Below are 22,273 nucleotides of genomic sequence, written 5' to 3' on the forward strand. Positions count from 1 at the left end.
CCCCCACCCCCCCCCCCCCCCCCCCCCCCCCCCCCCCCCCCCCCCCCCCCCCCCCCCCCCCCCCCCCCCCCCCCCCCCCCCCCCCCCCCCCCCCCCCCGCTCTCACGCCCTTGACGAGGGCGTCGCACGGGTCGACCCGGGACGAGCGCCCCGTGGGCGCAGCATGCCCCGCGCGGACCGTGCTCACGAAGGCGTGAGTGCCCACGGGCGTCGGCGGAAGCCACCGGCGGTGGAACCGCAGGTCGAGCGGGTGGGCCCCCAGGGGCTCGAACCCTGAACCCGCGGATTAAAAGGCAACTCGGCTGTCGTCCGGGCAGTGCCGACTGAGGCCGCTTGAGCCTCTGACCTGCAGCTTCTCTTCCCGCCGGTGCCGCCTAGTCTTGCTGGACCGGCCGGTGCCGGCGCATCCGTTAGCGCGGTGTGAGCACCCGCCCACCTGTCCTCGCGCCCGCCGACGAGCCGGCGCCCGTCCCGCCGACTCCTCGATCACGTCCCGGCCGTCGACTAGACCGGCCTGGGGGACGACGTCTCGCTCTTCGTCGAGGAACCCCGCTTTGCCCTGGTGCCGGAGTGGGTCATCGGCGCCCCCATCCTGGACTCCTCCTTCCGGCTGTACTTGCTGCTGCTGTGCTATGGCGGAACCTTCGGGTACCGCATGCCCATGCGCACCACCCTAGCCCGGCGCCTGCGTGCGATGCTCAGCGGAGATCGTGCGGTGCTCAGCAGGGATGAGGACGGCGTGGCGGACATCGGCGCTTCCGTGTTGCTGCTGGGTACCGATCGCCGGGTGCTCAGCGGCGGCCTCGTGGCCAGGGGAGGGGGCCTGCCCGGCCAGACGGCGGCGGCCAGTCCGGGGCGAGCCGCTGGTGTGGGCCCGGACCGCGTCCGCCGCGACGGCCAGCACCACCGCGGCCAGGTCCACCTGACCCCGCAGTCAACCACGCAGCGGCCTATGTGGTCGTCCGCTGCGCCGGCGCCAGGTCAGAGTGTGTCGGCTCCTGCGGTGGGCAGGGGAGCTGACCGCCGTGACGGTGGAGGCGCGCACCGTGCGGCGGTGCGCGTGAGTGGTCGCTCGGTGTGTCACACGCTCAGCATCGACCCCGCACTGTCGTACAAGGTCAAGCCTGAGCACGGCACTCATGGTGGTGGCCGACCATCGACCGCACCCGGGCTCACCGAAGCCGCAAGGACGGGTCAGCGGAGCCACCCACCGCATATCCGATGACTAGCGACCATGAGGGCGGGTCGTGGGCTCACCGTGCCGGTGCTCTGATCGGTCACCAAGGGTGCATCGCCACCGATCGACGCGTTGAGTCTCCAGGGCAAGCAGTGAGTGCCTAGGATGCGTACAGGGGCTGTCGAGACCCATCGTCGTGTTGTCGCGGGCAACGGCGGAGCTGGCGCGTGGAGGCGTTTGGTGAGTGGAGGATCGCCGAGGCGGGCAACGCTGCCGTGCTCGGCATCGACGGTGGGCGGTCGACCGCTCGACGGCGGCGGGTCAAGCAGTCGTGCGGTGCGGTGAGGTGAGACGCGTGCCGCGTCCGCTCCGCGCGAACCGGTGCCCGGCGTGAGGGGACGGGCCATGCACGTGGGCCAGCACGTGTGGTGCAAGGAGCCCTTCGGGTGGGGCCGGATCGCTCGCCTCGATGAGGACGGCGTGGACGTCGACTTCTTCGAGTCCCCGGCGCGCCCTCGCGCGCACACCGCCCGCTACCGGCTGGGCGAGGTCGTGCGGGGCGCCCTGCCGAAGCAGACCCGGGTGTACTGGGAGCAGGAGGGGCACTGGCGCGCCGGGCGGGTGGTCGGCGGCGATCCGGTCAGCGGCTACGCGGTGCGTCCACCCAATGAGCCCTACGACCTGCTGATGGGTGCCGAACATCTGCAGGTGCGCTGGTCGCAGCCGGTCGCCGACCCCCTGGAGGTCCTGCTGGCCGGCGCGAACGAGAGCCCGCACTTCGCGGCGACCAGACTGCCCTTCCTCTCTGGCGTCGTCGCGCAGCGTGCGGCCACCTCGAGTGTGCCAGCCGTCTTGTCCAGCGCCGTGGAGTTGTACCCGCACCAGCTCGAGACCGTGCTGCAAGTGCTGCACGACCCCATCCAGCGCTACCTGTTGGCCGATGAGGTGGGGTTGGGCAAGACCATCGAGGCCGGCATGCTGCTGCGGCAGTACCTGCTCAGCGAGCCTGAAGGCGCGGCCATGGTCCTGGCGCCCGATGCGTTGCGCCGGCAGTGGCAAGAGGAGTTGCGTCAGCGCTTCTTCATCGACGACTTCCCCCATGCTGCACTGAGGATCGTGTCGCACGAGGCGCCGGAGCGCTGGTCCGGGATCACCGCACCAGGCCTGCTCATCGTCGACGAGGCCCACCGCCTGGTGTGCAGCACGGGCTCACCTGAGCACCTGCGGTCGCTTCGTGCGCTCTGTCACGGCGCGCCTCGGCTGTTGCTGCTCTCGGCAACGCCAGCGCTGAACAACGAGGGCGCCTTCCTGCAGTTGCTGAACCTGCTGGACCCGGAGATCTATGACGTCGCCGATGTCGAGGGGTTCACCGCTCGGGTGCGCGCTCGGCACCGGATCGCGCAAGCCTTCTACGCGCTGGACCCGGACTTCCCCGAGACGGTACCGCTGCACTTGGCGGCGGTGCGCGAGGCGTTCGCGGACGATGAGCGCCTGGCGGGCCTGGTGGAGCAGGTGGAAGACGCGGCGTGGGACGAGTCGCCGGGCCTGCCCGAACGTATCGAGGACCTTCGCCGTTACGTCAACGAGACCTACCGCTTGCACCGCCGAGTCATCCGGCACCGGCGTGCACGGGTGCTGACCGGCGCGACGTGCGGTCCAGACAGTCCGGAGTTCGAAGTCACCGGGCGCGGTGCGCCGCACGTGCTGGCGGTGGCGGACCCCGTCGTTGACGAGGCGGAGTCCGCGCTGGAGGAGTGGCGCGTGGACGTGAGCGAGCACCTCGTCGGCTACAGGAGCACCGGCGACGGGAACACGGCCTTCGACGTCCTCAGCGGCGAGCAGGCCTCCGAAGGCGCAGCACCGGAGGTGGCCGCGTACGCGCGGGTGCACGACCTGCTGCTGACGAACCTGCGCGATCCTCAGCGACTGCGCCACCTGCTGCAAGCTCGCTTGAGCGGATCGGGGCGGTCCTCTCCAGTCGGCGCAGCACCACGCCGTAGCAGTGGGCGCGCGCCGGCAGGCACCTCGACGCGGCCGCCGCAACCCACGCTCGAGGAGGCTCAAGCCATGGCGGCGGCGCCGGTGCTGCCGGCCGACCACCGTCTGCTGCAGCGACTGTCCAGCACCCCCGGCACACCCAGCGCGCAGTACGCCGAGCACGCGGCGCACCTGGCCCGCCTGCTGCGTCCGGTGTGTGCGCGCCACCGCAAGGTGGTCGTCTTCGGCGAGTCTCCTCACCTGGGAGCGGCACTGGCCGAGGCGCTGCGCCACAACCTGGCCGGAGCAGAGGTCAGCACCCACCTGAGCACTGAGCCCGCCGAGGCCCGTGAAGCGGCCTTGGGGCAGTGGGTCTCAGGGCAGGCCCGCGTGCTCGTCTGCGACGCCAGCGCGGAGGAGGGCCGCAACCTGCAGGCGGCCGACGCCCTGGTGCACCTGGACTTGCCCACCTCGGTCAACCGCCTCGAGCAGCGCATCGGCCGGGTGGATCGCTACGGTGAGCAAGGACCGGCAGTCCACCACGTGATGCTGCCGCAGGCGATGGACTCTCTGTACCGCGCCTGGTTCGAGGTGCTGCGCGACGGGTTCGAACTCTGGCGCGGATCGCTGAGCAGCCTGCAGTACGCCATCGAGTCCCTGGCGCCGCAGGTCGCGCGCACGAGCCTGCTGCACGGCGCGGACGGGTTGCTGGAGCACATCGACGACGTCCGCAGCACCCTGACGGAGCGCGCAAAGGAGATCGCTGCCGAGGACGAGTTGGAGGCCTCCTTCCACACCGCTCGCGGGCACCGAGAGATCTTCGAGTCGATCGACGGCATCGAGACCTCCTGGCAGGGCTTCGAGCGCGTCGTCGAGGACCTGGCCTTCCGCGCCGAGGGGAGCCTGCAGTTGCAGTCGGTGCCCGCCACGGACCGAAGCACCCGCACCTTCCGGCCCGGTCCGCGCATCCTGGTGCCCGAGTTGCAGGTGCTCACAGCCGCTCCCGGCAGTTGGGACACCCCCGGCTCGTTCAATCGCACCGCCGCACTGCGTCGACGCGGACACCGCGTCCTGCGCTACGGCTCACCCCTTGTCGATACCCTCGCCGCATGGGTGCACGAGGACGACCGTGGACAGGCCAGCGCCTGGTGGCGGGTGCATCCGCGCCTGGCCGAGGAGCAGGTCTACCTCGCCTTCGACTACCTCGTCGAAGGCGACCTGGACAGCATCGAGGATTCGGGCTTCGGTAGCCACGGGGGTCCGCCGGGCGCGCCGTCTCCCGCCTCGCCTGTCCTGTCGTCTTCCACGATGTCGCCTCACGCGGCCGTCGAGGCCTCTACCGGTGAGCGGGCCGCCGGCTCCGCGGAGGCCCGTCGTGCCTTGCGCCGGCGCCTGGACGGCTGGTTGGCGCCCTTTATGCACCGCGTCTGGCTGGAGGCCTTCAGCCACCAACCACCCGAGGCGGCGGTCCAGACCACCTTGCAGCGCCGTTACGACCCACGGCACGGAGACGTCAACCTCAACGCCTCGCGACTGCCGGCCCTGCATGACCTGTTCGGCGGCCAGCGTGCCTTCGCCACGGCGGTACGGCGTGCGCACGTGCAGGCGCCCGCGCGCCTGCGCGTTGAGCGCGATGTGGACGCCTTGATCGAACGGGCGGCCGCACGAGCGTCGGCGGACATGCGCGATGAGTTGGCGACCTTGCAGGCCCGCGGTCGCGCTGGTCTGGAGCACCGCTCGGGCGCCTTGACCGAGCAGTTGTCGCAGGCGTTGCTGCGCGCCTGCCAACATCCGCGCGCGCGTCTGCTCGCCGTCAGTTGCGTCGTGCTCAGCGGCCGGCGCCTGCCGGTGGAGGTGCCCGCGGCCCATGCACGTTGAGCACGACGACGCCCTGCGGTGCGTGCAGGCCGCGCTGGCTGGAGCTGTCGAGGCGCAGTGCCGCACCGACCTGCCGGCGCCGCACCGACGCCTGCACGACGCGCTCTGCCAGCCCGGCGCCAGCGCGGCCGACATCGCCGTGCTGGTGCGCCACGTGCTGGGCTGGGAGGACAGCCGCGGGGGAGAGGGCACCGGCTTGCCGGTGCCCGCCCGAGCGCCCGTACCCCCGCACGACGTGCTGGCCCGCGCCGGCATCGAAGTCACGCCGCTGCAGGACGGGCGCTGGTGGCTGCGCCGGCGGGCGTGGACGGTGCCGGGCGACGAGACCGCCGACCTGCGCGGAGACCCGCTGCGCGAGGTCTACCTCGAGCGTGACTCCAGCCAGCGCCGCAGCGAGCAGGACGTCGCCGCCGACCCGTTCTGGCAGGCGATGATCGGCTACGAGACGTACCAGACGCCCGGGCAGCAGCAGGCGGCGCGCTCGGTGGTCACCGCACCCGCCGGCGCCACCCTGCTGCTGAACCTGCCTACCGGCACCGGCAAGACGTCCCTGGCGCTGGGCCCGGCCCTGCTGGCCTCACAGCACGTGGGCGTCAGCGTGGTCATCGTGCCCACGGTGGTCCTGGCGCTGGACCAGGAACGGCGCGTGCAGGCTCTCATCGACGAACGCGGGCACCGCCCCTCGCCCTCCGGGCGCTACGCCTACCTGGGGGAGATGACCGAGGAGGACAAGCGCGCCCTGCGCGAAGCGGTGCGCAGCGGCGAGCAGCGCATCCTGTACACCTCACCGGAAGCCTTCAGCACCGGCCTGGCGCCCGCCTTGCGCTCTGCCGCCGACGCCGGGCACCTGCGCTACCTCTTCGTCGATGAAGCGCACATGGTGCACCAGTGGGGCACGGACTTCCGCCCCGACTTCCAAGCCATGGTCGGCCTGCACGACGACCTCGTGCGCCGCAGCGCGCCTGACGTGCGCCCGGTCACGGTCTTGATGACCGGTACCTTGGCGGCCGCCACCGCGCAGACGCTGCACGCGCTGTTCGGCGCCCGCGGCGACTTCCGCGTCCTCAGCAGCGCCAGCCTGCGGCAGGAGCCGGAGTACTTCGTGACGCACTGGCCCGACACGACTACACGACTGCAGGCGCTGCAAGAGGTCCTGTGGCACGCCCCTCGCCCGGCGGTCGTCTACGTCTCCACCCCTGAGCAGGTCGAGCAGGTGCGCGCGGCCATGGACGGCTGGGGCTTCGGCCGGCACGCCGCGGTCAGCGGGCGCAGCAGCGCCGCCCAGCGCCAAGCCGTGGTGCGCCAGTGGCGCAGCACCGGCACGAGCGGGGCTCACACTTCCCCGGCGGACGATCACGCCTCGCTCGTGGACGTGGTGGTGGCCACCTCCGCCTTCGGCCTCGGCGTCGACATGCCCGACGTGCGCAGCGTCATCCACGCCTGCGTGCCGGAGTCGCTGGACCGCTTCTACCAGGAGGTCGGCCGCGGTGGGCGCGACGGCGCGCCCTCGCTCAGCTTCTACCTGCCCGCGGCCGACGATCGAGGCCTGGCCAAGGATCTGGCCGATCCCCACATGCTGCGCGTCGACACCGCGAAGCGGCGCTGGGAGGCGCTGCGCGCGCACTGGAGCAGCCAGGACGACCGACTGCGCGTCGACCTCGACGCGCGCCCGGTCAACGTCAGCGAATCTGGCCCGAAGAACCGCCTGTGGAACCTGCGCCTGCTCACCCTGCTGGCCCGCACCGGCGCACTGCGCCTGCTCGCCGCTGAGCAGCACGAACGCGCGCACGAGCCAGGTGCGGCAGAGCCCGGCCGGCACCTGCTCATCGAGACCACCGGTGAGATCGACTGGAGCCAGTACGAGGTCGAGCGCCAGCGCACCCTGGAGGCCGCCCGCCACAGCCTGCAGCAGTTGCACCTCCTGACCGATCTGCCCCGCTGCCTGGGCTCGATCCTGCACGAGCACTACAGCTTCAGTGCCTCTTGGGGTGCCTCGCAGGTGCCGGCCGCCTGCCGGGGTTGCCCGTGGTGCCGGCGTGCCCAGCGCCCCCCGCGCCACGCGGCCGCGCCCCTGCCGCCCGTCGCCTCCTGGAACAGCGCCACCTCCTGCGCCGGTGCTGCCGTGGCGCCGCCGGTGCGCCACCTGATGCCTGCAGGGCGGTTGAGCGTGCTCCTGGACACCGCCGACGCCGCCACCTACCGGCGCGCCGCGGTGCGTGTGCTGGACCGGCTGATCGTCGCCGGTGTGCACCACGTCGTCGACGTCGAGGGCACCTTGGACGCATGCTCGTGGCAGGGCCTGCAGCGAAGCGCCGGCACGACGGCCCTGCTGCGCAGCACGGATGAGCCGAACGTGTGGCACCCGCCGGTGGCCACCGCGATCGTCACAGCGTTCGAGCGCGCCTGCGGCCCGGCCCTGGAGGAGTGGAGCGACTGCTACCCCTACACCATCCTGCTCGCGCCCACCGCGATGAGGGCTCCCGAACGCCCCCACAGCCCTTGGCGCGATCTGCACGGCCCCTGCATCAGCGACTCCCGCCTCCTCGAGGACCTGTAATGCCCCTGCTGCAACCGCCCAACGTCCTGCCCAAGGGCATGTTCCTCATCGACCAGGTCCTGCTGCACCGGCGGCGCCCGGTGCCGCGGGACGACCTGCGAGCACTGGTGCAGCCGAGCACCCTGCCGCTGCGCCAAGGCGGCACCAGCACCTTCGACGCCTGCCTGAAGGCGCTGCGCGATCTGGACCTGGTGCGCGTCGAGGAGCACACCCAGGGCGAGGCGCTGAGCCGGCACCCGGACAGCCCTGCGGTGCCCGACGTGCTCACCTTCTACACCCTGCTGCTGCAGCGCGCCGTGCTCCAGGCCCCGCACGACCTGGAAAGCGCCGCGCAGCGCGACCTGCTGACCGCACTGACGTGGTGGTGCGCTCAAGATCCGCACGCCGCGCCCATCGAGTGGAGCAAGGTCCAAGAGCTCCTCGGTCACGACTTGGGCGCGGACTTCACCTCCTTCCCCATCGGCAACACCAACCCCTGGCAGTCCTTCACCCGCTGGGCGCTGGTCCTGGGCTTCGCCGAACAGGAGAGCGTGGGTGAGGGCGCGCCCGCGCGCCTCGTTCCGGATATCACCCGTGCCCTCAAGCGGATCCTCACCTCACGCGCCGCGCCCGGTGTCGTGCGGGCGCAGGACTTCCTCACCCTGGTGCGTGAGTGCCTTCCCGTCGTCGATGGCGGGCGCCTGGCCGTGCAGATGCGCCCGCACTGGAACGTGCCCGATCGTCGCGCCGTCGCCGGCGCCGTCGACCGGGCTCTCAGCCACGCGATCCTCCGCTGCGCGGAGGACGGCTTGGTGGAGTTGGACAGCCTTTCCGACGCCGCGAAGGTCAACCTCTCCGACGCCGAGCGCATCTTCTCCTTCAGTCATGTCCGCATCCAGGAGCGTGAAGCGTGAGTGACTTCGCCGGCTACGTCTGCTGGAACCGCCAGTTCGTCGCCGAGACCGTCAGCACAGAAGCTGTGCACGCCGACCCGGATGTCTTCTTGGCGACCCACCGACCCTTGCGCATTCTGCGCTCGCCGTGGGAAGCGCCCGAGACCGCGACAGCGGTCGATGAGAACGACGTCTTGACGGACTTCACCAACCGCGCTCCCGTCGGCGGCGTGGTCTTGATGCCCATCCTGGGTGAGTCCGGCACCGGCAAGTCGCACCTCGTGCGCTGGATCCGCGAACACCTGCCCGAAACGCCTCGCCGGCGCGTGATCTACCTGCCCAAGACCGACACCAACCTGTCCAACGTGGTGCACAGGTTGCTGATGGACGTGCCCGGTGAGCAGTTCGACGACATCCGCTCCCGCGTCTCCCGTTCCAGCGGTCAGTTCGACCGTGAGCGGCTGCCTTACGAACTGCTCGCGCACCTCAGCGTCGCCCTGAAGTTCCACACGGTCGAAGAACCCGACCGGTTGCGCCGCGGCTTCATCCGCATGCTCACCAGCGAGCGAGGCCTGTCGAACCTGCTGACCGATGCAGAGTTCAGCAAGCACCTGCTCAAGGACGGCGGCGTCCTCACGCGCTTGGCCGCCGAGGTGCAGCGAGGTCGCGGACGTGATGAAGGCGAGCGCCCCTTCGGCTTCAACGCCGACGACCTTCGCCCGGAGGACCTGGCCACTGCCGAGATGAGCGCCGTCGCCCGCAAGATCCACACGCAGTTGCACACGCAGTTGGACGAGGCGACGACACTGTTCGACCTCGCCGCGCAACTGCTCAACGACAACCTCGACAAGGCCGTCTTGCGCATGGTCGACCTGGGTTCGGGCAGGCTGCAGCAGGCGATGGTCGATATCCGGCGGGAGTTGCACTCCCGCGGGCAGGAGATCGTCCTGCTGGTCGAGGATCTCGCGGTCATCCAAGGGGTGCAAGGCGACCTGCTCGATGCCATCAGCGAAGCCGGTGTTCGCGAAGGACGCCAGGAGTTGGCCACCATCCGTACCCTGCTGGCCGTCACCCCCGGTTACTACCGTGACAGCATCCCAGAAACGTTCAGGACACGTGCCAGTGCGAGCGTCTCGCACTCCTACCGCCTCGACGTCGCCGTTAGCGACGGCGTTGGCGACGCGGCGACCGCGGTCGACCAGCAGTACCTCGTCGACTTCGTGGGCCGCTACCTCAACGCCGCTCGCCTGGGCCAGCAGCGCTTGGCCGAGCACCGCAAGGCCGTCGGTGCGTCGGCGGACGACGCCGCGCCCAACGCGTGCCTGACCTGCCGGTTCCGCGCCACCTGCCACGCTGCCTTCGGTGCCACGAGCGACCACTTCGGCTTGTACCCGTACAACGCGACAGCGCTGGTGAAGGCCGTGCAACGCTCCATGCCCCGGGAGAACCCGCAGTTCAACCCGCGGCGCGTGCTCGGACACGTCGTGCGCCACGTGTTGGACAACTACGACGTCGCGCTGCGTGATGGAACCTTCCCCTCGCCGCGGTTCCGCAGCGACTTCCCCGTCGAGGGGCGGTCGGTGTTGAGTGCCGAGCAAGTCGACTACCTCAGCGAGCGTGACGGCGAGCACGAACGACGGGTGCCTCTGCTGGAGTTCTGGGGTGAGGCCACCGTCGAGAACTTGGCAGCCGGCATCCACGAAGCCTTCCGATTGCCTCCCCTGTCCGATGACGTGCTCGCCGGGGCGAGCGCTCACGCGCCGGCGCCCGTCGTAGCGCCACGCCGTCCCGACGAGCACTCGCGCGCCGATCAGGGCGGGCAGCGTCCGCACAGCACAGACAGCCGACTCGAGGACGTCGAGGCCTGGCACCGCGGGCGACCCTTGCCGCAAGAGGTGGCGCGAGACGTCCGACAGTTGATCCGCGATGCGATCGTCGCCCACGTGCAGTGGGACGACCACGGCTTGAGCACCCCCGGTGTGGACGTGCGCAAGAGGCTCTTCCCGGGTCGTCCCACGGGTGTGGTCATCGAAGGCGCCCGCGGCGACCGCGACTTCGACGCTGCGGTCGCATCCTCCAACCCGGCCGTCGTCGTCCTGCGCCGCACCCCCGCCAACGCGACCATGATCAAGGCCCTGCTGCGCCGACAGGCGCACGGATCCTGGGACTTCACTGATGGCCCGCAGCAGCAACGGCGCTTCGCGCGACGACTGAGCGGTTGGGGCGAGGCGATGGTGAAGGCCGTCCAGCACGACCTCGGCGTGGACGATCCCGCCACTTTGCGCGCAGCCGTGGAGATCAGTCTGATCGGTGCCCGCCTGCTGAACCTGACCGGCTCCCGCAGTCGTGACAGCGCGGCACTGCTGGCCTGCTTGTTCGACTTCGGAGCGGGCAAGGACGACCCGCAACGACCGATCTTCGACGACGAGCAGACGCGCGCTGCCAGTTACACCAAACTGGCGCGCCAGCACGCCGCAGTTCGCGGTCCCGTGGTCGCGCAACTGCGCAGCATCGTCGGTGCTGCGCAGGGAACGGGTGGCGAGCAAGTCGTCGACGCGGCACGACTGCTGCCCTTGGTGCAGCACGTGCGCCGGCAGTGGCGGACGAGCACGTACCCGCAGTTGCCCGAGTGGATCGAGCGCCCCCACCGCTCCTTGAACACGTCGCTGGAAAAAGCTGTGGAGGACCAGTGGCGCACCGCCCAGCGCCTCGCTGACCGGATTGACGAACTCATCGGCGACAGCGACGCCGGTGAACTGGTCACCGCGCTGGAAGAGGCGCTGAACGCCGCTCGCAGCGCCGGCGCGCTGAGCGTGGGCGCCGATCAGGTCAAATCCGACCTGGCGCGAGCACGGAACTTGCCGTGGAAGTCCTTCTCCGACGTGCGCACCGGCGCCGACGGCGGCAGCGACGACGTCATCGACGGTGGCAGCGAGGAGGGCAGCGACGCCGGCAGTGACGAAGGGTTCGGTGAGGCGCAGCCAGGCGCTACTGGCTCGCTGGCGGCCTGCGGCACCAGCGGTGGTGGTCACGACGACAGCGCCGGTGCCGCTGCGGCGTCGTGGTCGCGCCGGTTCGCCCAGGCCAGCGTGGACCGAGGCCGCAGCGCTCAACTGATGCAGGAGCTCCTCACCACCTTCGACGCGCTGCTGCAGAGCACGACGCTGCGCCTCCAGCGACAACTGGAGGCGCAGCCGGCCAGTCCGCTGAACGACCTGACCGATCTGCTCGACGTCTTGGAAGTCGCCGTCGCCCGTTGGGAGGACTCCGATGCCTGAGACCCTCGTGCAACGTGCCCGCGCCTTGAGCCAGAGCGCTCAGCGCGTGCAGGTGCACCAACGCGCCGTGCAAGACGCCAAGCGGCTGCGCGAGCGCACCGAGGAGTTGCGCCGAGCGCTCGAAGGGCTGCAACAGGCCGCGCGGCGCTGGCAGGTGCTGCGTGACGGGCAAGTCCCCCTAGCCGGTGCCCCCGATCCGGGCGGCGTCGCCACCGCCGTGCAAGGCGTGCGTGCCGCACTGCAGTTCGACGCCTCCCCACCCGATGAGCACTTCTTGGCGCTGCGGCGCGCGCTGCAGTCCTTGACCTCCAGCGTCGAAGCCACTTGCAGCAGCGCGTGGGCCCGCTACACCGCCTCGCGCACCTCAGCGGCCGGTCTGGACTCCATCGACGCGGTGCGGCCGGCGGCCTACACCGCTCTAGCGCGCCTACGTCAGGACGTGCGGGCCGCCGAGCAGGCCCTGCCCGCCACGGTGCAGGACATCCGCCGCTTCGACGACGCCCTTGCGCAGGTCAGCCGTCGACTCGAGGAGGAGCACGTGCGTGAGATGCCCGCGCACCTGAGCGGGGTGCTGCGCCGGGCGCGAGAGATGGGCCTGCCGCTGAGCGAACTGACCGCTGAGGACCTGCACGAGCTCAAGCAGCGCGGGCTGGACCGTGAGCTGCGCGTGCGCTGGAGCACCTCGTGAGCTCACCGATCAGCCCGGCCGTGCTGGGCGCGGCGCTGAGCGCCCTGGAGGATCTCGAACTACCACTCCTGAGCTGGGGCTACGTCGACGCAGCCCTCAGCGAGCAGGAGGTGCTGCAGGCCCTGCAGGCCGTCGCCCAGCAGGACCGGCACGCCGACGTCGATGCCGAGGAACTAGATGCTGAGAACCTGCTGCATGAGCTGGCCGAGCAGGCGCTGGTGCTGCAAGTCGCCCCGGGGCGCTGGCGCTCGCGGTTGGCCGAGGGCCTGCGCCTAGCGGTGAACCTGCGCCAGTTGCTCGGCGCCGGCGAAGGCCAGTGGTGGCTGGCGGGGCGACGCCTGGTCGCCGATTTCCGGGTGCACGCCGCCACACGGCGCTACCCGAGGCGCGACTGTCCGCGCAGTGACGTGGAGCAGAGTCTGAGCGACTTGGGGGCGCTCGGGCAGGGTGCGCGGGCGGTCCTGGCCGCCTACCTGCCCGCCGATCAGTTCCTGGCCCGTTTCCAGGTGCAAGCGACCAGCGCCATCCATGCCGCCTTGGCGGCCGAGACGACCAAGGCGGTTATCGTCGCCGCCGGCACCGGCAGCGGCAAGACTCGCGCCTTCTACCTGCCGGCGTTCACGTGGATGGCCGAGCGACTGCAAGCCAGAACGTCGCCGACCAGCACGTCACCGCACCGCTCGGGGCGAAGCAGCAAGGTATCAGCCAGCACGGTGCAGGCACTGGCGATCTACCCGCGCACCGAACTGCTCAAGGACCAGGTCAGCGAAGCCCTGGACAGCGTGCTGGCCATCAACGCGCAACTGCGTCAGCGCGGAATGCGCCCACTGCGCGTCGGCGCCCTGTACGGCGACACCCCCGGCAACGCCGCGCAGGTAGGCACCGCGGCCTGGCTGCAGGAGTCCTGGCGCCCGGTGGGGCAGGGCCGGCGCTGTCCGTACGCGGCCTGCCCGCACTGCAGCGGCGACCTGATCTGGCGCGATGCCGACCGCACTGCCACCCCGGCGCGCGAGGTGCTCACGTGCGCCGGGTGCAACCGCAGCATCGACGGCGACGTGCTGCCTCTGACCCGCGCCGCGCTGAGCGCGGCAGCGCCGGACCTACTGTTCACCACCACCGAGATGCTCAACCGATCCTCAGCCGACCCGTGGTTGGGCAAGCTGTTCGGTTTCGCGCCGCGCGGGAGTCGCCCGCGACTGCTGCTGCTCGATGAGGTGCACACCTATGAGGGTGTGCACGGCGCCCACGTCGCGTTGCTGCTACGGCGCTGGCGCCACGCTGTGGGGTCGGCGGTCACCGTCGTCGGCCTCAGCGCCACCTTGCGCCAGGCCGAGGCGTTCATGGCGCAACTGGTCGGCGTGCCCGAGGCCGACGTCACCTTGATCGAGCCGGCCGAGGAGGACATGGTCGAAGAGGGCCGGCAGTACCAGGTCGCGCTGCGCGGGGACCCCACCTCCGGCGTCAGCCTGCTTTCGACCACCATCCAGACGGCCATGCTCTTCGGGCGCCTGCTGGACCCGTCCGAACGCCGCGGGCCAGGACCGCACGCGCCGTCGCTGTACGGCAGCAAGGGCTTCTTGTTCACCGACGACCTCGACGTGACCAACCGCCTCTTCCACGACCTGCGCGACGCCGAGGGCGAGGGGTGGATGGCCCGCCGGCGCAGCGGCGCGTTCAAGGTGTTGGCCAACCTGCGCTCGACGCGCCTGCTGGCGGCGACGCGCCGCGACGCCGACGGGCAGGTGTGGGCGCTGCCCGAGCGCATCGGGCACCCGTTGCCCGGCACCAGCCCAGCGCGCGCGTTGAAGATCAGCAAAACGTCCTCGCAGGACCCGGGAGTCGCCGCTGCCGCGGACCTGGTGGTGGCCACCGCCTCGCTGGATGTTGGGTTCAACGACCCGCGAGTGGGCTTGGTCCTGCAGCACAAGTCCCCGCGCGAGGCGGCGCAGTTCCTGCAGCGGCGCGGACGCGCCGGGCGCACCCGCGAGGTGCGCCCGCTGACCGCCGTCGTGCTCAGCGACTTCGGCCGCGACCGGCTGACCTACCAGGCCTACGACCGCCTGTTCGAGCCGGAACTGTCCCCGCGCACCCTGCCGGTAGCCAACCGCTACATCCAACGCATGCAGGCCACGTGGGTGCTCAAGGACTGGCTCGCTCGCCGCCTGCAGTTGCGCACCGACGCCGGACGGTTGCTGACCGCCGCGTCCACGGAGGACGCCAGCACGTACCAGCGGGTCGGCGACCTGCTGCAGGCCTTGCTGGAGGATGCCGCCACCCAAGAGGACTTGGCGCAGTTCCTGCGCTGGGCGCTGCGCGTGGACGCCGAGGACGCGCAGGCGTTGCTGTGGGACCCCCCGCGCGCGCTGCTGACCGCGGTGGTGCCCACCTTGCTGCGCCGGGTGCGCACCCGCTGGCAGCCGGTGGGTACCGACCCGGTCGGCGCCGCGCGCGCGTTCGCGGTCGAGTTCGTGCCCGCCGCGCTCTTCGCGGAACTGAACCTGCCCGACGTGCGCCTGGAGTTGCCGCCCGGACACGGCGAGAACGTCGAGCCGGCGCTGCCGATCCTGCAGGCGCTCACCGAGAGCGCACCAGGACGCGTCAGCAAGCGGTTCGCGGTGCGCTCGGGTGCGCACACCACCTGGGTGCCCATCCCGCTCGGACAGGAGCAGGTGGACTTGGCGCTGTCGGACTTCGTCACCGACGGCAGCGTGCTGGGCACCTGGACCGATGACGCCTCCGGGCAGTCCCGCCTGGTGGTGCGGCCCCATACCATCCGGTTGGCTCGACCGCCGCGCGAGGTGGCCGAGTCCTCCAACGCTCGCCCGCGCTGGTTCACTCAGATCCTCACCACCGACGATGGCCACGACGACGGCCGGATCGGCCTCGGCACGGAGATCGGCACGGAATCCCACACCGGCGCGAGGCCCGAGGCAGGCAGCACCAGCGCCGCCGCGCCCGTGCCGTCACCGTGGTCGCGGCACGTGCGCTCGATCACCTTCCACACCCACGCCGCGCGCCGGCCGCTGGAGGTGCGTCGCTTCAGCCCCGGCTCCACCGCTCGCCTGCGCTCGACCCGTGCGGGCGCGAGCACCAGCACGGCCGTCTCCTACCGCGCCCGCAGCGGTGAGTCGGCCGCCCTCGGCTTCGCCCTCGACGTCGACGGCATCCGGGTGCAGGTGGCGCTGCCGGCGGTGCACGAGTTGCTCACCTCGCCATGGCTGCGCACCCCCGGGTGGCGCTCGACGCGCTTTCGCCACCTCGTCGCCAGCGACGAGACCCTGCGTCCGTGGGCCGACGACTTCACCCGTCCCTGGCTGGCGCTGGCGGTGGAGTACGCCGTGCTCGCTTCCGCCACCGGCGCCGGCGGAAGCGGTGACGAGGTCGTCGACGTGGCCGGTGTGCTAGTCAGCTTGGACGAGCAGGCGCTACGCGCGGCCAGCGCCCGCCTGAGCACCGGCGAGCACCCCGGCGGCACCGCAGGCGGCGCGGCGAGCGAGGCGGGGGAGGAGGCGGAGGCCACCAATGCTGACGGCGCGCCGGCCGACCCGCGCCAACTGCGCGCGCGACTGGAGGGCGCACTGGCGGTCGCCGAGGTGCGCCAGACGCTGCTGCGCCATGCCCGCGTCCTGCACGCGACTCCTGACACCGACGACGCCCGCTTCGCCCAGCACGTCTTCGCCCACACCGTCGGCGCCGCCGTCAAGCGCACCTGCCTGACCCTGGCCGGCAATGCCGCCGACAACGACCTGCTCCTGGACGTCATCACCTGCACTGCCGAGCAGGTGCCCGGCTCCGGCGGTGGCGCCGCCCGCGCCGCTGGCAGCGGGGACCGCCCAGACCAGCACCAGGGCCAGCGCGCAGAGCGCGGTGGCTCCCGGCCGCCGGGACCCGACGGCGAGGCGGTGGCCACCATCTGGCTGACCGAGTCCACTGTCGGGGGAGCCGGCATCATCGAGGCCCTGGCGCGCGAGTACGCGCGCGATCCGCGCCGCTTCTGGCGCCTGAGCGCCAGCGCGCTGGAAATGGGAGAGTACGAGACCGTCGATCAGGAGTTGACCCGCCTGCTGCAGCAGGTCAACGAGCACCCGCAAGGGGACCTGGCCCGCGACCTGCACGCCGTGCGCGGCGCGCGCAGCGCCGCGCACACCCGTCAGGCGCTGGCGCAACTGCACCGGCACCTGCGCGCCGACGGCTACGCCACCACCCACCCGGTGCTGGCGGCGATCTCCATCCGGTTGCTGCGCCCGGGTACCACGGCCCGCTTCGACGCCGCGCTGCTGCAGGTGCTGCAGTACTGGCGCACCTGCACCGAACGTCTCGGCATCGAGGTCGACGCGCGCACCTGGGCCGCGTTGGCGCTGCAGGTGCTGCCAGAGGTGCGCGACGTCTTCGCCAGCCCCGATCAGCTCTACTCCACCCTGTGGCCGCGCGGCAGCGACGTCTTCCACCGCGACTTGCACAGCTACGCGCCCTACAGCGACGCGGTCCTACCCCTGCACCGGCACCTGAGCGCCGCCTTCCTCGGCGACGTGGTCCAACAGGTCAGCGTCCACGAGTCGAACTGGCGCGCCGCGGTCGACGAACTGCTGCTGCAACACGGTGTCGTCGACATCACCGCCCGCCCGGACGCCGCCTCCACGCTGAAGAGCGCTCTGCTGGACATCAGCGCCACCCCCCTCGATGCCGGCTACTTGTTGCTGCACCCGGTGCTGCGCCGCATCCGCCGCGACGCCGACGGCTTGCGGCTTCGCGTGGAGTTGAAGGAGAGCGAGCAGTGAGCACCCGTACCTTGCGCCGCGGTCGGGCGCGCACCACTGACGACTTGCGGGCCCTGCTGCAGGCCCTGTTCGTGGCCGAGGTGCTCCAGCCGAGCCGGGAGGTGTGGCTGATCAGCCCCTGGATCAGTGATATCGCCGTCATCGACAACACGGACGGCGGCTTCAGCGCCCTGCAGCCGGACTGGACGGCGCGGCCGGTGCGGTTGAGCGAAGTGCTGCTCGCACTGCTGCACGGTGGCAGCGCTGTGTTCATCGAGGTGCGTCCCGACGCGCACAACGACGCCTTCGTACAGCGGTTGCGCGCCGGCGCCGCAGGCACCGGGGGCGAGGAGCGGTTGCACCTGCGTACCTCTCCAGTTTTGCACGAGAAGGGCCTGCTGACCGATCAGTGCCTACTCAGCGGCTCGATGAACCTGACGTACAACGGTGTCCAGTTGCTCGACGAGTTGGTGCAGTTCGATACCCAGGCTGAAGCCATCGCCGCCGCACACCTGTCCTTCCGCGCTCGCTGGAGCACCTCGTGAGTACCGGCGCCGCCCTGCTCAGCACGTGGTTCGGGCCTGGCAACGACTTCTCCCTGCCCGCGGAGTGGCGCAGCGATCCGCGGTGGGCGCGGATGATGCCGTTCCTGAACGACTGTGAAGCCGTTCCCGAGCGTCCACTGTTCCTGCCCCGGCGCGGCGGAGCGCGCTCCGCTGTCTACGCCGTCGCCTTCAACGCCGCGCAGGGCCGTCGCCTGCAAGAAGCGATCACCGCCTTCGTCGGCCCTAGTTATAGCGACTTCACCCCCTTGCCCGCTCGTCTTGACCGCACCGACGCCTTGGAGAGCGCCTTACTGGCCACCGGCGCCCACAGCACCTGGGTGTTGAACGTGCCGGCCCAGAAGTGGACCGCGGCCTGGCAGGCCCTGACCCTGCTGCGCACCACCTGGCTGGCGCGCCCGGCACGCGCGGTCGACGAGGCGGTGCCCGTCGGTCGCCTGTTGCGTGATCTGCGCCTGGCCCTGGCGGGCAGGGATGAGGACCTGGTCGCGCAGGGGTTGGCACGCCTCAGCGCCTCCGGCGGCTTGGATGCCGCCAACATCGCCTACCTGAAGATCCACAGCTTGGACGCGCTGGGTCGGGGCGAGAAGGTGCTGGACCTGCCCGACATCCACGACGTGCTGCGCCTGCGCATGCCGCGCCACGTGCGCCAGGTGCTGCTCGCCGCTGTGCACGAGCGCTACCTGAGTAGACCTGCTGAACGCGGTGACGTCGATGCGGCCGTCGAAGTGCTACGCCTCTACCCGCAGTACGCCACCTTGCAGGCCGGGGCCCGCGAGGGGTTGTCGTCCCAGGCGCTCTCCGGCCTTCTCGTGCTCGATCACCTGTATCCGGCGCAGGCGACACCCGTGGACGTGCCCACTGACGCGGGCGCATGGGTTCACCTCCTCGCCCAGCGGCTCCTCCAGTCCGCACCTGCGCTGGTCACGACCGTCGACATACCTGCCTTGCTCGATCAGGGCCGCTACGAGCAGGCCTGGGCGCTGATCGAGGCCATCGACGACCCGGTCGTCCACGACCGCTACGCGGTGCGTTGCGCGCTGGACCTCAACGACGCCGAGCGCAGCCACGCCTTGGCGCAGCACCTGGATGCACGCAGCGCGGAGCACCTGGACCGGGTCTTCGTGCACGCCTGGCTCCGCGAGACCTGGCAGCGGCACCTGCAGTACACCGCTCCGCGCCACGCGGACCCGCGCGACTGGCCGCAACTCCTGCACCAGGCAGGCCAGGCGCACTTGGACGCCGACGTGCTGGTGCGCTTGGAAGAGATCACCGAGCCGTGGCCCGATCCGGGACGTGCAGATGCAGACCTGGCCGAGACCCTTGCTGGCGCCCCCTGGGAGGGGCCGGGGCTAACGCAACTCCTGGACGTGCTGCCCGTACTCCTGCGCCGCATCGAAGCCGGCAGCTCTCCGCGCAGCACCGCCGCGATCGTGCAACTCCTGGTGCTGTCCGAGGAGTACACCGCCGCGACCCTGGCCGCGCTGGCCCAGGCGCTGCACCTATTCCTCGCCGCCGCTCCCGACGAGCACGGGTATCGCGCGGTGCTCAGCGATCTTGGCGAGGTGCACGACCGGATGGTGCAGGTGCGCACCGCCGACGTCGTTCTGGACCTGATCGACGCCATCGCTGCCGGTCCTGACCCCGCGCCGCAGGTGCGCCTGGCCACCTGCCAGCGGTTCTTGACCCGGCTGCGTTCGCTGGCCGCCAGGCTCAGCCCCGTGGAGCAGGCGCTGGCTGCGGCGCTCTCCCAGGAGTTGGGTACCGGCATCACTTGGCCGGCCCCTTCACCGGTGTCGCCCGTCGACGAGGCGTCGCCGAGCGCGCTGCGTGCCACGGTGCTGCTGTACACGCTGCAGGAGCACGTTCCGCAACGTGTGAAACAGGCCTTGCTGCAGGTGCACCCGCAGTTGACGGTGCACATCAGCGGCGACGTGGCGGGCAACAACCGTCTGCGCGATCAAGCCGGTGCTGCCGACGTGCTGGTGGTGGCCACCGACCGAGCCAGCCACGCGGCGACCACCTTCATTCAGCAGCACGCCCGCGGCAGCGTCGTCTTCCCGCGCGGCCCCGGCTCCGGTTCCATGTTGCACGCGGCCGTCAGTGCCTTGGCCGAGTACGTGCAGGCCGGCTGAGTGGTGCGACGTGGGCTGGCCGCCCACTCGCCCTGCTCGAGACCGCCGATGCTCCGGCCGCCGACGTGCGAAGGGCCCGCACCCGGCTAGGTGCGAGCCCTTGCACGGCGGTGGGCAGGTCAGTGCACGCGCTGCACGGCCGTGGGTGATGCCGGCACGGACTCGTGACGGCGACGCAGCAGAGCCAGCACGAGCACGGCTGCTGCGGTCATCCACGCCTTGCCCAGCAGTTGGCCGGGCAGGAAGGCCAGCGAGCCGAACGCGAGCCAGAGGAAGAGGACGGAGTCGACCAGGAAGCCAGCGATGTTGCTGAGCACCACGGCGGTCAGCCAGCGCCGCTTGCGCAGCGGGGTGTACACGGCGAAGTCGGCCAATTCGCTGAGCAGGAAGGCGGCGGCGCTGGCCAGGGCGAACTGCGGGGAGATCAGCGCCGAGAGCAGAGTGCCCACGACGATGGCGGCCAGCACCGCGCGCTTGCCCAAGCGGTCCTGGGTCAGGTCACGCAGCGTGAAGGCCAGTCCGGCGAAGTAGACCCCGGCCGGGGCCACCAGGCCGAAGCCGACGGGCACGGCACCGAAGGTGGTGATGGCGTAGTTGGCCAGCAGCACGGTCGCCACGTAGCAACCGGCCAGCACCAGGCCCACCCGACGACTCGTGCGCGGCGCGGTCAGGTCAGAGGTGCTCATCGTCTTCTCCTCGGTAGGTGGCACCGGAGGTGCGGGTCTCGCGGATGGTGATCGCACTCAGGCGCGGCAGAGCCGAGGACAGTTGCTGCCACACCCAGCGCGCGAGAACTTCGCTGGTGGGGTTGGCCAGGCCCTCGATCTCGTTGAGGTAGTGGTGGTCCAGGCGCTCGATGACCGGTTGAACGACCTTCTTCAGGTCGCCGAAGTCCATCACCCAGCCCAGGTGCGGGTCGACCGGACCGGTCACGTGGACGGTGGCGCGGTAGGAGTGCCCGTGCAGGCGCGCACACTTGTGGCCCTCGGGCACGTGCGGCAGGCGGTGGGCGGCTTCGAAGGTGAACTCGCGGAAGATCTCCATCACGCGATCCCGAGGTACTTGTGGGTCTGCATCGACAAGCTCCACTGCGGATGACTCAGGCAGTACTCGATGGCCGCGCGGGTGTGCCTCTGCACGTCGGGGCCGTCCATCGGTTGCAGTCGGAAGGAGGTGAAGTCCAACGCGGCGAACTGCGCCGGATCGCCACCGGCCTGCGGGTAGACCAGCTTCAACTCATCGCCGCTGGTGACCTGCAGGTCGGCGCCGATCTTGGGGCTGACGCACAGCCAGTCGATGCCGGGCGGGGGGGTGCGGGTGCCGTTGGTCTCCACCGCCACCTCGAATCCCCGGCGGTGCAGCGCCTGCACCGCTGCGTCGTCGAGCTGCAGCAGCGGTTCGCCGCCGGTGCACACGACGAACTTGCGCTCGTGCTCGGGTGCCGGCCACTGCGCGGCGACGGCGGCGGCGAGCTCGTCGGCGGTGGCGAAGCGGCCCCCGCCGGGTCCGTCGGTACCGATGAAGTCGGTGTCGCAGAAGGTGCAGATCGCGCGGGCGCGGTCCTCCTCCCGCCCGGTCCACAGGTTGCAGCGTGAGAAGCGGCAGAAGACGGCCGGTCGTCCGGCGTGGGTGCCCTCGCCTTGCAGCGTGTAGAAGATCTCCTTGACCAGGTAGGTCACCGTCACGCTCCGCGGTAGGCCAGCGGATCGGTGCTGTCGGCCTCGGCGAAGCCGTTCAGGCGCAGCAGGCACGAGTCGCAGTGGCCGCACGGGCGACCGGCCGCGTCCGGGTCGTAGCACGACGACGTCATGCCGTAGTCGACGCCCAGTGCCAGACCGGCCTTGACGATGTCGGCCTTGGTCATCTGCATCAGGGGCGCGTGGATGGTCAACTCCGTGCCCTGCACCCCGGCGCGGGTGGCCAACCGACCCATGGCTTGGAAGGCGTCGACGTACTCCGGGCGGCAGTCCGGGTAGCCGCTGTAGTCCAGCGCGTTGACGCCGATGAAGATGTCAGCGGCGCCGACGACCTCAGCGTAGGCCAGCGCGTAGGACAGGAAGATCGTGTTGCGGGCGGGCACGTAGGTGACGGGGATGTCCGCCTTGAGGTCGTCGACCGAGTCGTGCTTGGGCACGGCGATGTCCGCGGTCAGCGCGGAGCCGCCGAAGACGGTCAAGTCGATGGTGGCGATCACGTGCCCGGCCGCACCCAGGGTGCTGGCCACGCGGCGGGCGGCGTCCAACTCCACCGCGTGACGCTGTCCGTAGGCGAAGCTGAGGGCGTAGGGGGTGAAGCCTCGTGACTTGGCGATGGCCAGGACCGTGGTCGAGTCCAGGCCTCCGCTGAGCAGGACGACAGCAGGTCGGTCCACGTGAGCACTCCCCAGTTGAT

At 71.0% G+C, this 22,273-nt stretch carries 13 protein-coding genes; 8 read left to right on the top strand and 5 right to left on the bottom strand.

The annotated features are described in order from the left end of the window. Positions 1-187, bottom strand: a 187-nt coding sequence (locus ACRYR7_RS08100) for a hypothetical protein (protein WP_432571570.1), incomplete at its 3' end; no start/stop codon positions are given. A gap of 1,395 nt (positions 188-1,582) precedes the next feature. Here ACRYR7_RS08100 and dpdE point away from each other — a divergent pair. Genes dpdE through dpdD form a run of 8 tightly spaced genes read left to right on the top strand, consistent with a single transcriptional unit; the run spans position 1,583 to position 19,882 of the window. Beyond that, positions 1,583-5,032, top strand: coding sequence for a protein DpdE (gene dpdE / locus ACRYR7_RS08105; protein ID WP_432571571.1), 3,450 nt, complete (start codon positions 1,583-1,585; stop codon positions 5,030-5,032). Continuing rightward, positions 5,022-7,589, top strand: a complete 2,568-nt coding sequence (gene dpdF, locus ACRYR7_RS08110) for a protein DpdF (protein ID WP_432571572.1) — start codon at positions 5,022-5,024, stop codon at positions 7,587-7,589. The genes dpdE and dpdF overlap by 11 nt, the downstream gene beginning before the upstream one ends. Continuing rightward, complete coding sequence (gene dpdG, locus ACRYR7_RS08115; RefSeq protein WP_432571573.1) at positions 7,589-8,482, top strand: protein DpdG; 894 nt, start codon at positions 7,589-7,591, stop codon at positions 8,480-8,482. The genes dpdF and dpdG overlap by 1 nt, the downstream gene beginning before the upstream one ends. Beyond that, entirely contained in the window at positions 8,479-11,739 is a 3,261-nt protein-coding gene (dpdH, locus tag ACRYR7_RS08120; RefSeq protein ID WP_432571574.1) for a protein DpdH, read from the top strand. Before dpdG ends, dpdH begins: the two co-directional genes overlap by 4 nt. Further along, a complete protein-coding gene (locus tag ACRYR7_RS08125; RefSeq protein ID WP_432571575.1) occupies positions 11,732-12,427 on the top strand; it encodes a hypothetical protein in 696 nt (231 codons plus the stop codon). Before dpdH ends, ACRYR7_RS08125 begins: the two co-directional genes overlap by 8 nt. Positions 12,428-12,447: 20 nt before the next feature. After that, on the top strand, positions 12,448-17,205 hold the full coding sequence (gene dpdJ, locus ACRYR7_RS08130) for a protein DpdJ (protein WP_432571599.1): 4,758 nt from the start codon (positions 12,448-12,450) through the stop codon (positions 17,203-17,205). Continuing rightward, positions 17,202-17,729, top strand: a complete 528-nt coding sequence (gene dpdK / locus ACRYR7_RS08135; RefSeq protein ID WP_432571576.1) for a phospholipase D-like domain-containing protein DpdK — start codon at positions 17,202-17,204, stop codon at positions 17,727-17,729. The genes dpdJ and dpdK overlap by 4 nt, the downstream gene beginning before the upstream one ends. Then, positions 17,726-19,882, top strand: a complete 2,157-nt coding sequence (gene dpdD / locus ACRYR7_RS08140; RefSeq protein WP_432571577.1) for a protein DpdD — start codon at positions 17,726-17,728, stop codon at positions 19,880-19,882. The genes dpdK and dpdD overlap by 4 nt, the downstream gene beginning before the upstream one ends. Positions 19,883-20,001: 119 nt before the next feature. On the opposite strand, the gene ACRYR7_RS08145 is transcribed toward dpdD, so the two are convergent. Genes ACRYR7_RS08145 through queC form a run of 4 tightly spaced genes read right to left on the bottom strand, consistent with a single transcriptional unit; the run spans position 20,002 to position 22,253 of the window. After that, positions 20,002-20,568 carry a VUT family protein gene (locus tag ACRYR7_RS08145; protein ID WP_432571578.1) on the bottom strand — a complete coding sequence of 189 codons (567 nt, stop codon included), beginning with the start codon at positions 20,566-20,568 and terminating at the stop codon, positions 20,002-20,004. Continuing rightward, the gene (gene queD / locus ACRYR7_RS08150; RefSeq protein WP_432571579.1) at positions 20,555-20,926 is read right to left on the bottom strand and encodes a 6-carboxytetrahydropterin synthase QueD; all 372 of its coding nucleotides are present in this window, start codon (positions 20,924-20,926) and stop codon (positions 20,555-20,557) included. The genes ACRYR7_RS08145 and queD overlap by 14 nt, the downstream gene beginning before the upstream one ends. After that, positions 20,926-21,561, bottom strand: a complete 636-nt coding sequence (queE, locus tag ACRYR7_RS08155) for a 7-carboxy-7-deazaguanine synthase (RefSeq protein ID WP_432571580.1) — start codon at positions 21,559-21,561, stop codon at positions 20,926-20,928. Before queE ends, queD begins: the two co-directional genes overlap by 1 nt. Before the next feature lie 2 nt (positions 21,562-21,563). Continuing rightward, entirely contained in the window at positions 21,564-22,253 is a 690-nt protein-coding gene (queC, locus tag ACRYR7_RS08160) for a 7-cyano-7-deazaguanine synthase QueC (protein ID WP_432571581.1), read from the bottom strand. Positions 22,254-22,273: the final 20 nt, after the last annotated feature.

The organism is Kineococcus gurbantunggutensis, assembly GCF_050871925.1.
Lineage (GTDB): Bacteria > Actinomycetota > Actinomycetes > Actinomycetales > Kineococcaceae > Kineococcus.

Coding starts and splice junctions, on each gene's coding strand:
- dpdG (WP_432571573.1), top strand. CDS start 7,589: ATGCCCCTGCTGCAACCGCCCAACGTCCTGCCCAAGGGCATGTTCCTC.
- dpdE (WP_432571571.1), top strand. CDS start 1,583: ATGCACGTGGGCCAGCACGTGTGGTGCAAGGAGCCCTTCGGGTGGGGC.
- ACRYR7_RS08145 (WP_432571578.1), bottom strand. CDS start 20,568: ATGAGCACCTCTGACCTGACCGCGCCGCGCACGAGTCGTCGGGTGGGC.
- dpdF (WP_432571572.1), top strand. CDS start 5,022: ATGCACGTTGAGCACGACGACGCCCTGCGGTGCGTGCAGGCCGCGCTG.
- ACRYR7_RS08125 (WP_432571575.1), top strand. CDS start 11,732: ATGCCTGAGACCCTCGTGCAACGTGCCCGCGCCTTGAGCCAGAGCGCT.
- queD (WP_432571579.1), bottom strand. CDS start 20,926: ATGGAGATCTTCCGCGAGTTCACCTTCGAAGCCGCCCACCGCCTGCCG.